The organism is Mycoplasma anseris ATCC 49234 (assembly GCF_000702805.1).
GTDB classification, from domain to species: Bacteria; Bacillota_I; Bacilli_A; order Mycoplasmatales; family Metamycoplasmataceae; genus Metamycoplasma; species Metamycoplasma anseris.
This window is the reverse complement of sequence record NZ_JNJX01000001.1, coordinates 85,039-100,032: the sequence shown is the minus strand read 5'-3', so window position 1 is coordinate 100,032 and position 14,994 is coordinate 85,039. Positions and strand designations below refer to the sequence as shown.

The 14,994-nt window shown below is 25.7% G+C and carries 10 protein-coding genes; 6 read left to right on the top strand and 4 right to left on the bottom strand.

What is annotated here, in order from left to right:
- Positions 1-234: 234 nt before the first annotated feature.
- Both T401_RS06295 and T401_RS06290 read left to right on the top strand, forming a co-directional pair.
- Positions 235-1,770 (top strand): putative cysteine peptidase, encoded by a 1,536-nt coding sequence (locus T401_RS06295; protein ID WP_145960553.1) that lies wholly within the window; start codon positions 235-237, stop codon positions 1,768-1,770.
- The gene (locus tag T401_RS06290) at positions 1,770-2,585 is read left to right on the top strand and encodes a hypothetical protein (RefSeq protein WP_033178521.1); all 816 of its coding nucleotides are present in this window, start codon (positions 1,770-1,772) and stop codon (positions 2,583-2,585) included. Before T401_RS06295 ends, T401_RS06290 begins: the two co-directional genes overlap by 1 nt.
- A gap of 50 nt (positions 2,586-2,635) precedes the next feature.
- Here the strand turns inward: T401_RS06290 and T401_RS0100410 are convergent, their stop codons facing one another.
- Together T401_RS0100410 and T401_RS06285 are read right to left on the bottom strand one after the other, a co-directional pair.
- A complete protein-coding gene (locus tag T401_RS0100410; protein WP_033178564.1) occupies positions 2,636-3,538 on the bottom strand; it encodes a nucleotidyltransferase in 903 nt (300 codons plus the stop codon).
- A 34-nt stretch (positions 3,539-3,572) separates the two neighbouring features.
- Positions 3,573-5,618: a voltage-gated chloride channel family protein gene (locus T401_RS06285; RefSeq protein WP_033178520.1), complete on the bottom strand. Its 2,046-nt coding sequence runs from the start codon at positions 5,616-5,618 to the stop codon at positions 3,573-3,575.
- 196 nt (positions 5,619-5,814) lie between these two features.
- Between T401_RS06285 and mnmE the strand changes: the two genes are divergently transcribed.
- Both mnmE and rlmD read left to right on the top strand, forming a co-directional pair.
- A complete protein-coding gene (mnmE, locus tag T401_RS0100400) occupies positions 5,815-7,149 on the top strand; it encodes a tRNA uridine-5-carboxymethylaminomethyl(34) synthesis GTPase MnmE (protein WP_211246851.1) in 1,335 nt (444 codons plus the stop codon).
- A 1-nt stretch (position 7,150) separates the two neighbouring features.
- On the top strand, positions 7,151-8,488 hold the full coding sequence (gene rlmD, locus T401_RS0100395; RefSeq protein WP_033178519.1) for a 23S rRNA (uracil(1939)-C(5))-methyltransferase RlmD: 1,338 nt from the start codon (positions 7,151-7,153) through the stop codon (positions 8,486-8,488).
- A 130-nt stretch (positions 8,489-8,618) separates the two neighbouring features.
- On the opposite strand, the gene pip is transcribed toward rlmD, so the two are convergent.
- Positions 8,619-9,569, bottom strand: coding sequence for a prolyl aminopeptidase (gene pip / locus T401_RS06280; protein WP_033178518.1), 951 nt, complete (start codon positions 9,567-9,569; stop codon positions 8,619-8,621).
- A 7-nt stretch (positions 9,570-9,576) separates the two neighbouring features.
- Positions 9,577-11,724: an SGNH/GDSL hydrolase family protein gene (locus tag T401_RS06275; RefSeq protein WP_033178517.1), complete on the bottom strand. Its 2,148-nt coding sequence runs from the start codon at positions 11,722-11,724 to the stop codon at positions 9,577-9,579.
- 192 nt (positions 11,725-11,916) lie between these two features.
- Here T401_RS06275 and T401_RS0100380 point away from each other — a divergent pair, with 192 nt between their 5' ends.
- A complete protein-coding gene (locus tag T401_RS0100380; RefSeq protein WP_033178516.1) occupies positions 11,917-14,061 on the top strand; it encodes a P68 family surface lipoprotein in 2,145 nt (714 codons plus the stop codon).
- A gap of 15 nt (positions 14,062-14,076) precedes the next feature.
- A complete protein-coding gene (locus T401_RS06270) occupies positions 14,077-14,994 on the top strand; it encodes a thermonuclease family protein (protein ID WP_033178515.1) in 918 nt (305 codons plus the stop codon).

Here is a 14,994-nt window from a genome sequence, read left to right as displayed (position 1 = left end):
CTTTGGCTTCTTTTTTTTGTTGTTTTTGTCTATCCAATATTAAAATTAAAATTCTTTTTAGAATTTGGAATAAAATGAAGGAGAGTAAAAGAAACAAGAAGGATACATGAGAAAAGAAAACCGACAGAATTTTACATTTAATAATTAAGTGGCTTCTATACAACACAACTTGAATAATTAATGTCTAAGCAAAATCAATACTATAACATACATTTAAAACTTAAAAGAGGAGATATGAATAAAATATTTTTAGGGATTGGTAGTCTAATACCAATATTTTCAGCATCAATATCTTTGGTGTCTATGAGCAATGAAAAATTAGATGATGAAAAAGAAAAGATTGAAAATTTTTGCTTATATGATTTCATAAGATTAACTGGTAACTTCGAAGCCCAAATACTCTCATCAAAACTTTTATATTCAAAAGAAACCCACTTAAATAAAAGAATTGTATTTTTTAAAAACAAAGGTTATTCTATATTTGATATTGATTTACAAAAAATTGTGGAAGTAAATCCTAATTACTTAGGTAAAGTGCGATCTTATTTGGCTAATAGCAAATTAGTAAATAACAAAAATATAATTGTTATAAGAAATGGTCTTGTAGATTTTGAATTACACAACTTACAAGATAGAGATCGTACAATGATTGGTGATAGAAGAAGAAAACCAAAAGCAAAACCTAAGAAAGAAGCGGATAAAAAATATCCAAAATATTATCCAACAAACAAAGAAAAGGGTAAAATTAAAAATTTTAGTGACTTTAAGAATTCTGATTTAGAAGAATTAAGAACTGCAGGATCAAAGAATCATAAGGAATATAAAATAAAAGAATCATATTTAGATTTACTTTATGCTGATTATGAGGTTGACAATTCCTGGTTTTTCAAGGTAGTAAATGGTAAACATATTGGAGATAATGAACCAACTAAATATTTACCAAACCCCAAACAAGATTGGGGAGGTATTTGTGGTTTTTTGTCTATGACTTCATTGCTTTTATATAATGAATATTTTAAAAATTCACAATATTTTGGATATTTTGATAAATTAAGCCTTATTAAGACAATTCAAAATTATAGAGTCAACATTGACTATGATGAAAGTAAAATGGGTTATTGAGATTATAATGGCGAAATAATACATAACACTGATAAATATATGGAAGAAGCTCTTTATTATCATTATAGAGATATGAATAAGGAAGACAAGAAAAAAATTCTTGTTAACGAAATTATACCCCACCTTCAAGATCAATTTTATATAAACATGATGCAAACTCACAATTATTTTAAAGGCACCACTTCTACAACACAAAAGAAATTAATTAATGATTTCATGAGTGTTGAATTAAAAAATGGATGGGCAAATTACAATATTTATAATTTTGGTGTCTCTAATGCAAATTTTGAAAAATATTTAAAAAATAAGAAGATCCCTATTGAAGCCTCAATGTCAATGAATATTAAATATGGATCAGATTTAGAAAAGAAAGAGAAAGTTTCAGGGCACTCATTTATTGTTTATGGGCTTTATAAGGATGGAAGATTATTAGCTACATATAATTGAACTGCAAGTTCTATAAAGAATTTGAGAGAAATGGAATGAAATCAAATAATCTTAGATCAATCTACAATACGTGGGGCTATGACAATGGAAGACACAACAAAAGGTGAAGCTCATTTAAAACGTTATTTTTGAAATGGTGACGTTCATGTAAATGGGGTAGAAATGACCAAAAATCTAAAATCATGAGGTTTTATTAAATAATGAGAAAAAATAAGAAGTTAGCAATTATCCTATGTTCTACGTTAATTCCAGTCACAATTACAACAACAATAGCAACCGCTTGTGTTTTAACACAAAAGAAGAATGATGAATGATTCATTCCATTTGAATGAAAACACCAAAACACATACAACTCCTTTATTGAAGATCCTAAAACTTTTAGAAACTCAGATAAAACAAGTAATATCGCGCACCCTTTTATCCGTTTGGTTTTTAATCAAAAACAATCTAAATGAGATCAAATTGATAATTTTGTCAAGATTAATTCAAAAGAAAATTACTTTCTTTTATCAACTAAGGGTTTAGAAGACACCTCACAAAATGGAATTTATTCAAAAGATAAATTTGAAGAACAACTTAAAAAAGTGGAATACATTGATTTTCTTTATGTTCCACAAACCATATTTAAAAAGAATTCAGACTTTTTTAGATCAAATTTCGACATAAACATTGATTTCAATAACAATATTATTGATTCTCTTTTTTATAAAATAACAACAAACGTTGGTTATGTTTTGTTTCCTTTTTCTACAAGCAACACTTACCATGACATTATAGATGAAATATTTTGGTGTAGACCAGATAGATTTATAGGCAAGCCTCAATGTGAGTTTAAATTAGGTGATTTGATGCTAACAAACACAAAAAATAGTGATTCTAAGAAATATGAAATTTGATTATTTCAGTATACAAATTGAGATGAAAGTTCAATTGGACTAGGTTTTCGATTATTTAATGAAGAAGATGGGAGAAGATTTTTATATAGCAGAGCCAATTTATTTACATTTGAATATTAGAATTGGATTTTTATGATGATAAAAATAAGCTACCTTTAAATTGGTGTAGCTTATTTTGTTTTTTGAATTCCTAACAAAACATATAAGATTACTCTTTTTATTCTACTTGCTGTATATCTTCTTGATGTACAAGCATCAACAAATTCATTATAAGAAGTCAAATCTATATGTTTTTTAAATAAATTTTCCATGCCCTCAGAAACTAATAAGATTTGGCTTAGCTCTTCAGCTGTGCTAGATCTTACAATTTCTTGAAACTTCGAATATTCATCTTCGATTTTTGGGAAATTAAAATTTATTTTCATTGGTGTATATTTAGATACATCTAACCCACATTTTATCATTTCTCTTATACATGATCCTGAAGCATATTCATCATTAGGAAATAATGAGTTATGCTCGATTGTTCTCTTAAAGCAATCTAACTGGATTGGAATATTGTTGAAAATAATATATTTTGTATACTCAAATCCTAGAATGTCTGTTGGAATTTCTTCTTCTTTCATTAAATTATTCAAACTTGAAAAAGCACTGGCTACAAATGATTTCCCTTGCTTCAATTCTTTTTTTAAAAACGAATTGTATTCATTAATATTTTGTTTAATTTTTTTTGCCGCTAATATGTATTTGTTTATATCTTCTGTATCAGAGACTCCAAAACACAAAACGTCAATATTTTCTTTTAATAAAATCTTAATAGAACCTTCAGCAAAAACATGAGCAGCTTGAGTTGAAGTAAAAAAATCCAAAGGAACAACTTTGGTTGCTCCATATTTTAAAGCAAATTCTTTTCTTTCTTCATATGAAACAATTGCTTTTTCACCCCTTTGAACATAATCAGAAGATAAAGCAATAACAATTTCTGAAGAAGGATATTTTTCTTTTATTTTACTTAACAAATATTTATGACCATTATGAAATGGATTAAATTCAGCAATAACTCCTATTTTCATAAAATAATTATAAATAAAAGCAACTAGTAGTTGCTTAAATTTTAAAGATTGGTGTTTTTCTATCAACAGCTTGTTTTTCTTTAACCAATGTTGAATTTTGCTCTCCGGAAGTTAAATTAGTAATTTTAATTTCAATGTCCTGATTTAATTCGTTGAAATATTTTTTGTTTAAATCTAATATCCTATTTTTGTTAAATAGTTTTTTACCTGGTGATATGTAAATTTTATTGTGTAATTTATCCTTATCAAGTTTCTTTGAATTTGGATTGACTGATATTTCAAAGAATTTGTTATCAATTTCGATTTTGATTGTTGTTAAATTAAGGTTTGTTTTGACTACTTCAAGATTACTGGTAGCTAACAAAATGTTTGAAGAAGCCCTGATTAAGACATAATTTTCACCAACTTCTTTTACTATACCTATTACCGGACTTTTTAAGTCGTTATTAAATATTTCTAATTCGCTAGTTATTGTCTTAACCGGTTTAGAAGTAGGTAGTTTTTTGTTTTCGAAACTTAACACTTTCATAATTGAGGGTTCAATTTCTTTAGTTTTTTCGTAATTTAATTCTATATTTTGTAATTCTTCTTGAGGATCATCGTTATTTAAAACAAAATCCTCATCTTCAATAAATTTTTGTGGATTATTTTTTTTCTTATCTAAATGTATTGTTGGATTTGTTAATTCTTTTTCATTTGAAAATTGCTTAGTTTTATTAATTGTTTGAGTGGATATTTCTTGTTCTTCTAATATATCTTGTAATAATTCATCAGATTTTTGGTGTTTTATTAATCTTGATTTATTTATTGATGAAGTTTTAGAAAATACAGTGTAATTATTTTCAACAATATATTCTGAATTTAGGATTTTTAAATTGTTATATGGTGTGCCAAAATATTGAACGTGAGTTTTTTTCATATAAATCGCTATTATAGTTACAAATATTAAAGCAAATATAAATGAACAGGCAATTAATAATGAATTACTTAAAAAGTATTTATTTCATTCAAAATCATGAACATTTACACCTATGTCAATGGTCATATCCAATTTTGCATCAAAAACCTTTGAAACAACACCTGAAGTATTCGGAATTTCTATTGAAGCAATGACTGATAATAAAATTGAAGCTACACTTAAAACAACAAAAAAGAAAAATGGAATCAAAATAAAAGTAATTAATAACAGAACATATGGGTTTCCAAAAATTATTACTTGGATTATTGAAAGAACTATTATTGTTAATGAAGATTTTCTTTCTTTCTTGGGAGTTAATAATAAATAACTTATTGCCAGTCCAATTCCTAGAAAAACCAAAAATCAATTCATGTTTGTAAATTGTTCTTTGATTTGTGTTGAAGGATCACTTACTAATTTTAAAACGTAAGCAAAATTCTTAGCAAAAGGAGTTTCGTGTGAATCAATAATTTTTATTAATTGAAAAAATAAAACATTAAGAATTTGTAATAAAAATAAAATCGCTAATGAAGAAATCACACATAAAAACATACATAATAATGATTTTTCAAATCTAATTATTTTATGGTTTCTTATCCTTTTTATAAATTTATTTATGATTAATGAATTAATATAACCACAAAGATAACCTGATATAAAACCTAATACTACAAACGGAAAAAGTCCAACTACAATAAAGTTATCTATGGCAAAGTTGCTTCCAAATAAAAATAGTCCATTTTCTAACGTTATAGCAAAATAAAATAATGGATAAAATAAGGCAAAACTTAATAAATTTACAATTGCCCCTAATGTTCGATTATAACTATGAGTTGCACTTACATTTATTGCTAAAACTAACGGAAAAATTCCTAATAAAAGTTTAATTGAATTATGAAACAAAGTTCCATTTTTTACATCAACAAAATCAAATGGGACATATTTAAAAATCTCTAACAAAAAGATAACAACAATTAAATATAAAATAGCATAAATAGAAGATCTAAAAATATCACCAGTTATTTTCCTTACTTTGGGGATTTTTTCTTTTTTATCGGTTTTTAGATATTCTTTTTCTAAAGTTAAAAACTCTTTTGTGGTCTCTAAAGCTTCTGATTTCATTCATTCTCCTTTATTAATAAAATTATAAACAATTTAAACAAAGTTATTAACATTTCTTTATAATCAAAAAACTACTTAAAAATAATGTTTTTTGTTTTTAATAACAAAAGCGACAGTGCTTATTATTATAATTAATTTAAATAAATAGAAAATTTCAATTTTGTCTTATTTTTTTATTTTATATATAATTTGTATTATGAATTACTTAGATACTATAGTTGCTATTTCAAGTGGAAATATTAATCAAGCTATTTCAATTATTAGAATGTCAGGAGAAGACTCAATTAATATTTTAAAAAAGGTTTATACTGGTAAGATTGGTGAAGATCGTACCATTACTTTTGGAAACATAATTGATAATTCAACTGGAAAAATCATTGATGAAGTGTTAGTTAATTTTTTTATTGGAACAAAAAATTATACTGGGGAAAATACAATTGAAATAAATGCTCATGGAGGCATTATTGTTACAAATAAAATATTAAATTTATTAATTGCTAATGGTGCTAGATTAGCAGAAAAAGGAGAATTTACTAGAAGAGCTTTTTTAAATGGAAAAATTACATTAGAAAAAGCAGAAGCTATTAATGCATTGATTCATGCTAAAACAAATAAACAAGCAGAAATCGCTATATCACAATTTAACCCACAAATAAATGAATTAATTGAAAAATTAGATGAAGAATTACTAAGAATTATTTCCTTAGTAGAAATCAATATTGATTATTCTGATTATAATGACATCGAGCAAATGGATAAAGAAAAACTTTTAAGACTAATAAACAATTTAGAACAAAAATTAAAAATTATTATTGATAAATCAAATAATGCAACCGAAATTTACAAAGGTGTAAATGTTGCTATAGTAGGAAGACCCAATGTTGGTAAATCTTCTTTATTAAATTTATTAATCGGAAAAGAAAAAGCAATTGTAACAAACATTGCTGGAACAACCAGAGATATTGTTGAAGGAGAATTTGAGATTGCTGGAATTTTGTTTAAATTAATTGATACAGCTGGTATTAGAGATACTAAAAACAAAATTGAGTCAATCGGGATTAATAAGTCGTTGGAAGCTATTAAAGAAGCTCAAATCGTTGTTCATTTACATGAACCAAATAAAAGAGAAAATAAAGAAGACAAGAAAATTAGAGAACTTTCTAAAAACAAGCAATACATTGATGTTTTAAATAAAAGAGATTTAGTTGAAAAATTACCAAAAGATAAAGTATGTATTTCTACTAAAACAAAAAGTTTATATGAATTAAAAAGTAAATTAATTGAAAAATACAAAGATATTGATCTAAATGATAAAGAAATTTTATATAACACACGACAATTATCTTTATTAAAATCAACATTATTAAATCTTCAGGAAGTAAAAGAAGGTTTAAACAATGGTTTTGGTCCTGAAGTTGTGATTTTAGATTTAACAAAAGCTTGAGAAAATTTAAGAGAAATTATGAATAAAAAATTTGATAACGAGGCTTTGTTGGATAATATTTTTAGTAAATTTTGTTTAGGTAAATAATATGGAATATAAAATAGGACAAATACTAAAAAATCAAGAAACAACCGAATTAAGTTATGAAGGTTATGGTGTTATAAGGACACAAAATTTTTCTATTTTTGTTGAAAACATGTTAAATAACGAAATTGCTGATATCAAATTAACAAGTGTTTATAAAAAATATGCTTTTGCAAAGATTGAAAAAATAATAAAGAAATCATCAAAAAGAATTGAAATAAAAAATAAAGAATTATATGCTGCTGGTTCTGCGCCACTTTTAAGTTTGAATTATCAAGATCAATTAGAATTTAAACAAAAAATAGTTGCAGATTTATTCAAACGAAATTGTAATTATAAAATTTCTACTAATATTATCCCTTCAAAAAAACAATTTGAATATCGTAATAAATTAACTCTTCAAATTTTAAAAAGTCCAAAAGAAATAAAATTTGGTTTTTATGAAAGAAAAAGCCACTTATTAATTGAACAAACAAATTTTGATTTAGCATTATCTTCGATCAATCAAATCGCTAAAGAAATCATTTCGATTTTTAAAACTGATAAAGAATTTTTAAATTGAGCCAACATTTGTGATTTGCAAAATATTACAATAAGGACTAATGAAGAACAAACTGGAGTTCAAATAATTTTTGCTATTTTTAATGATGAAAAAAGCATTAAAGATTTCATTTCAAAATTAAAAGAAAAAATAGATTTTAACAAACTACAAATTATTGTGTCAATATTTGAAAAAAATTTAATCAAAATAAAAAAAACATATCTTGATAATGAAGAAAAATTCTTAGAACACATTTTAGATGGCAATCATTATTTAGTAGATTACAATTCTTTTTATCAAATTAATGAATCACAAATGAAAAAAATGTTTAATTTATTAATAAAACACATTGATTTTAAGAATAAAAACATAATAGATGCTTATTCAGGTATTGGAATAATTGGTTGCTATTTATCTAAATATGTTAACAATGTTTTGTGTTTAGAAATTAATCCAACTAGTGAAGCAACCGCTTTAATAAATTGCAAAAATAACAACATTACAAATTTGAAATTTAATACATATGATGCTTCGAAATATTTAGTAAACAACAACATTGATTCAGACATAATAATATTTGATCCACCAAGAAACGGATTAACAAATGAGTTGATTGATTCTGTAATTAAAAATGATATAAAAGAAATAGCATATATTAGTTGTAATGTAAGAACTTTAATAAGAGATTTACAAATGTTTTTAACAAAAGGATATGAAATTAAATTTGCTCAAGTTATAGATATGTTTCCGCAAACATATCATATTGAAATGCTTGTTATTCTTAAAAAACGAAATCAATAAAATTTATAAAAAATAAAATTACAACCTTTTTGTTATTATTTACTTAACATATGGTTGATGAATTTTTTATATAGTGTTTTAATATATAAAGGAAATTAAAAAACCAAGGAATTTAAAAAAGCAGACAAAGTTAAAGTTCTGCTTTTTTAAATTCTTCTGTTGCTTGTACTAAAGCTTCAGCAATTAAAGGTTCCTTAGAACTGTGACCGCTTGCTCTTATAAAATAAAGTTTGGCATTACTTAAATTTTTATATAGTAAATAAGCATTTTCTGGAACACAATCCATATCATATCTTCCGTGAATAATAATAGTTTTTATTTCCTTGATTTTATGAATATTGTTTAAAATGTAATTATCATCTTCGATAAATATGTTATTTATAAAATAATGGTTTTCTAATCTTGCTAATTCTAAATTGGCTTTTTTATCGCTTAAGATTTCTTCAATAATATCAATTTTATCCAAGGTTATTAAACCTAATTCTCATTTTGCTCAATGATAAGCAGCTTTTTCAGCAACAGCTTGATCTTTAGAATTTAGATATTTTGAATAAGCCTTCATTAAATCATTTTGTTCATGTTTTGGAACAAAATTTTTATATTCTTCATATTCTTCAGGAAAATATCATGAAGCACCCTCTTGATATAAATAATGTTGATCTTTTTTTCTCCCTAAAAAGATCCCCCTTAAAATCATTCCACTAACATTTTTTGGGAAATTAATTGCATAAATTAAACTTAATGTTGAACCTCAAGAACCACCAAATAATATTCATTTTTCAATATTTAAATGGATTCTTAATTTTTCCATGTCTTTGATTAAATCTCAAGTGGTGTTTTCCTTGATTTCAGCACTTGGTAAACTTTTGCCACAACCTCTTTGATCGAATAAGATAATGTGATAGTAACTTGGGTCGAAATATTGCGAACTAGAATCGCTACAACCGCCACCAGGGCCACCATGTACAAAAACAATTGGCACACCATTTTTATTGCCATATTCTTGATAAAAAATTTGGTGTAATTCACTAACTTTTAAAAATCCAGTATTAAATGGGACTTGTTTTTCAAATAATTCCATAACTCTCCTATTTTAATTTATTTTTTATTTTTAAATTAACCAAAATGAATAATAGTTTATTAATTAGACGAGTATTTTTATTAAAGATATTTAAAAACATAAGTTTTCCAAATTTCTTAAGAATCAAGTATAAAAATTTACTAAATTTAAATTCCTTTAATTCTACTCAATCCCAAAGTTTGATGGCCTTTAATGCTTTAAAAAAGGTTTTGAAAACAACTTTTTGTGTGCTGGTCTTTTCAAAATTCAAGAAGAATTTATCCAGTGTGGTTTCTATTTTTTTTCAATCCTTATCCCTTAGAATTTTTTGTGGGATGTTAAAACCTTTTAAAATTATTTGTGAAATTTCGCCTTTATTATTATTGTATAAATCCTTTAATAGCGAAACAACATCAATAAACAACACTTTAATAATTTCTTTATTTTTTTCTAAAAATGAATAATAAATTTGATCTATTTTGTTTCTATTAGGTAAGTTTAATAAAAAGGTTTTGATTTGTTCTAATAAAAGTAATAAATCAGCATTATATTTGTCATTAAGAGTTAGATTGTTTAATAATGTATTAAAAAAAGAAGATTTAGTTGTGATTCTGATTTGATTTCGTAGATCATTCATGGTGGCTTCAACGATCATTGAGATAGATTTTTTATAAATAGAATTTTCTTTGTTTATTAATGTTCTAAGCAATTCAATAATTAAAGTTTCATTTTTCATTAAAGCTTTTTTAATAAAGAAATGCAGATTTATGCAACCAGTCTTTTTGTATAATTTTTCAATATTTTGAATAATTTCTTCAATAATCGGAGAATTAATAACATCTTTAAAAACCTTATTTACTAATTTATATTCTTTTAATTTAAGAATTGCTTTTCTAAATTCAGTTTTTTCGTCTAAGTTATTAAAAATAGAAAAAATATTTTTAATTAAAATATCATTCAATGAAGTGTATTGTTCTCTTGTTGTAATTGTCAAATTACTTTCTTCTTCAATGAAGTTTTTTGTTTCTCTTTGTAATAAAACAAAATAAGGATTTTGAATTTGATTAGATTGTTTGTTCCAAGAACGAAAAATAACATTAATTCTGTTTTGGTTATATAACATTTCTAAATGTTGTTGAAAATGATTTTTACAATCATTAGAAATATTTTTGGCAATATTTAATGAAGAAGAAAGATAATTATTTTTTTCTACAACATTTAAATTCAAATCTAATGAATTAGTTTTTAGCAATTTTAAAAATATTTTTCTTGCAATTTGTTGATATCCTAATTCGGTAGGGTGGACATCCAAGAAATTTTCTACTAATTTTCTTGAGTCTCTATTTCAGTTTTTAAACTCAAAGCAATTTACAAATAATGTACCAGTTTGAATTGAAACTTCTGCAAATGCAGAATTAATAACATTTAAAACAGATTTTCAAAAATCATTAAAAATAAGAGGATGTTTTCTTTTTAAGATTTTTTCATATGATAATAAAAAAGGAAGAAAAGGTGGCACATAAGAAACTATAACAATGGTTGCTTCTGGATTTAATTGTTTAATTTTTTTAATAAATAATAAATATTGTTCTTTAATGGAAACAACAATTTCTTTTAATTGATTTATTATTTTTTCTTTAATTTTCTGTTTAATAAAAAAATTCTCTTCTAAAATAAGGCTTTTTAAAAGTACCAACGGAAAACTTGATTGATATTCATTCCCTCCTAAACTAATTGTAATTAAATTAGCTTGTGAAATTTCAGTTTTAATTTGTTTAATATGTTTTTCAATATCTAATTTAATATCATCTGATTCTAATTTTAAAAAAGAGGAATTTTGATTTGCTAATTGTTTTTCAATATTCTTATTTAATTGAAAAAGTTCAACAACCTCATCGTTAATGTCTTCATCTAATATATTTAAATAATCATTTATCCTAGCAACAGCTAAACCAAAATTAGAATATGAAAATTCATTTCATATTTCCTTGTATTCTCGGTTATTATGTTTTAAATAATAAAAGAAGTATTCCATTAAATAATCAGCATAACTAAAACCCTTTGAAAAAACTTCATTTTCTTTTTTAAAACCAGCGGTAGTACCACCTATTTTTGAATTAAATCCTTGAGTAATCGAATCACCCAAGGCAACGAATTTCAATTTTTTGCCCCACATAATCTTTTAATTATACAATAATTAAAATAAATATTGCTCTAATAATTTTTATTTATAAAAAACTTAATTCTTTATGTGAAATTTCATTAGATTTTAGGTTTGGACTTGCTAGATTTCAAAAATTTAGTAAATATATAATAAAATTATATATGTGTAAATCGAATTATTTATTTTAACTCTTGAAAGGACAACATGAAAAAATCTAAATTATTATCAATGACTTTATTACCAATTTTAGCGGGAGTTGCTGCATCATTGACAGTTTCTTGCGTTAAAAAAGGTAGATACGATTTAAATGATGATGGTAAGCTATCAATTCTTTCAGGCTTTTCATCAACCAATAATCAAGGTAAAGCATTATCAGCAATGGTTGCTTTATACAACAAATATGTTGATGAATTTAATAAATCACCTGAAGTAGTAAGTGGCGCCAAAGACAAAATGTTACAAATGGAAATATTAATTAATACTAGCGGTTATGATGGTTCAAAAATAAGTGCTGACTTAAATGCACGTAATGCTTCTAGTGGTTACAATATTGTTATTAACTATCCAGCTATTGCTTCAACAATTGTTCAATATAGAATGACTTTAGCTATTCCTGATGAAGTTTATAATTCTTTGGGCCTAGCAGACGCGTTTGCTCATTCAAATGAACGTATTGCCCTAAATGATAAAAACGAAAAATGAGTAGCACCTATTTCTCGTTCAACAGAAATGATGGCTTTAAACCAAATTTTATTAGGTAAATTTTTACATGAAATTATGACTGAATATGGTGCAACATATGAAGAGTCAAAACCTCATGTATTAATTGACAAATACATTAAGGCTTATACTGATAGTAAAAAAGTTTCAAGTGATGATACACCAACTGATGCAACTCAAGCTGACAAAATTTGAGCACCATCAAAAACAACAAACGAAGGTGTTAAGAACAAAGTTAAAGAAGATGTTAAACAATTTAAATTAAGTGATGAAATCTTCTCAAATTACAAACAATTAATTCAATTATCAATCTTGTTTAAAAAGATGTACAACAACAGTAATCAAACTTATGTATTAGGTCTTGACTCATTCCCTAACGCTGTTAACTCAATCGTGGGTTCATTAACTAATGATAATCCTGAAAAACACTACATTTCTAAAAACCCAGAAGAAAAAGTTACTGGTGGATATGATTACAAAAAATTCTGAAATGACAAAAATTCTAAAGAATATAAAGTTTTCAAAGAAGCAGTGGATATTTTGTTAGATGGTATTAAAACTGGAGCGATTTGAGTTGGTGGTGCTGGTGCCTACGGTTCAACAGACTTAACCTTACACAAACTTGCAATTTCAATGGGATCAACAGCTGGTTGAAGCCACACATTTGTTGAGGATTCAGATAAAACATACTATGTAGAAACAAATGATTTAGTTGCTGATAATACCAGTGTTATTAATGCAGCAACTTACACTGCTCCAACAGATTCTAACAAAATTATTGATGGAATCGGAAAACACAATAATAACTTCTTTTACAGTACATACACCGGCGAAAAAGGCAAATATGATTATCAACTTAAAACAGCCAAGGATGATAAAAAATTAAAAGACTTCTTGACAGCACATGCTGGTCAAAAAATAGCTGTTTCAACTTCTAAGATTTTTAAAGAAGAAAATGGAAAATTATATGCTGTTTCACAAAACAATCCAGATATTAAGAAAGAAGTTACTGGGGTAACATTCAATAAAGATTCAGTTGCTTCAAATTATTCTCCTATTACAGTATTATTGGCATCAGATTTAACTGAAGCAGGAAAACACGAAACTCTTCAACAAAAAGAAGCTGATTGATTACCAATTCCACTTAAAGCAACTGGTGCAAGTGAAGAAAGCAATGTAATCTTCACTCAAGGCCCTTCATTTGTTTTAATGCATGCAAATGACAGAGAAGACAAGGCCATCATGGAATTCATTAAATGATTCTATACTCACAAATATAAAACACATTCATTTGAAGGTAAAACTTATACTAATAAGACCCCAATTGATATGTTCAACCTATTTGGAAGTTATGTATCTCCTACATCTTCATTCTTTGCACAAACTGAAGAAGATATTAAAGCTTTAAAATTAAACGAAGCCCAAAAAATTGCATTTGATGGATTTAAAAAAGCAGTTACAGATCCAGAACACTACAAATCTGTAGAAGATATCGCTTCAACAAAATCAGATCCATTAAGACAAGCTTTAACTTCAACAGCTAAAGCCCTTGCAAGTATTGCTCAAACAAACCCAAAAGAAGCAACTTTTGACAAATTCATCGAACGTTTCAAACCTATTTTCAACTAGTTAGAAAAGATAAAAATGAATAAATTAAAAAAACTCTTATTGTTAGGAACACCTTTTGTTTGTTTATCTGTTCCTGTTTTGGCAGTAAGTTGTCAAAAAAAGCCTGTTTATAATTCAGTAAAAGCCACTGGAGAATATATTCCATTTAATGAATATTCAAGAGTTGGAAACCTTTTTGATAGAAAATTCAGCAAAACAATCTTCGACAGAATTCAAGACAAAGATATTACAGTAGAAACCAATTATTGAGAACAATTTAGTTACATTGATTGTGAAGTAATTAGTTGAGCTGATGGAGACACAGTTACTGTAAGATCAATTACCCCTTCATTTACTTATTTTGGTACACCAGCCAGAGGTAAAGGAAGCATAATTAAAGTAAGAATATCTTCTATAGATACTCTTGAAGAACATTTACCAAACACTGAAGTAGATCCAAATGAAAAAGCTTTTGCTGAAATAGATCATGCTTTTGCTGAATCAATTTGTCCTAAAGGATCAATTGTGAGATTAATTACTAATAACTGAGCTGATAATTCACATGATAGAAGTGTAGGAGAAATTTTCTTTGGAGAAAACTTTGAAAAATGTTTTTCAGTAGAAATGTTGGCAAACGGTTACACTTTAGCAAGATTAGAAAAAACAGTTTTCAATTCATTTAAAGCAAACCATAATCTTGATATTAAACCTTCTATTTCAGATTTACTATTCCCATATTTAGCATATGGAATAAATTATGCAATTGATAATAAAAAAGGTTTTTATGATCAAACTAAAGAAAAACATTTTAAGTCACCACAAGAATTCTCAAACATGTATAAAGCACATGGTGATATGCTATCTCATTCATTAACAATTTTAGATCCAGCATTTGATAAAGAAGGCAAAATTACTCCTGAAAATAACATTTATTCAATATTAACTAAGGATTAA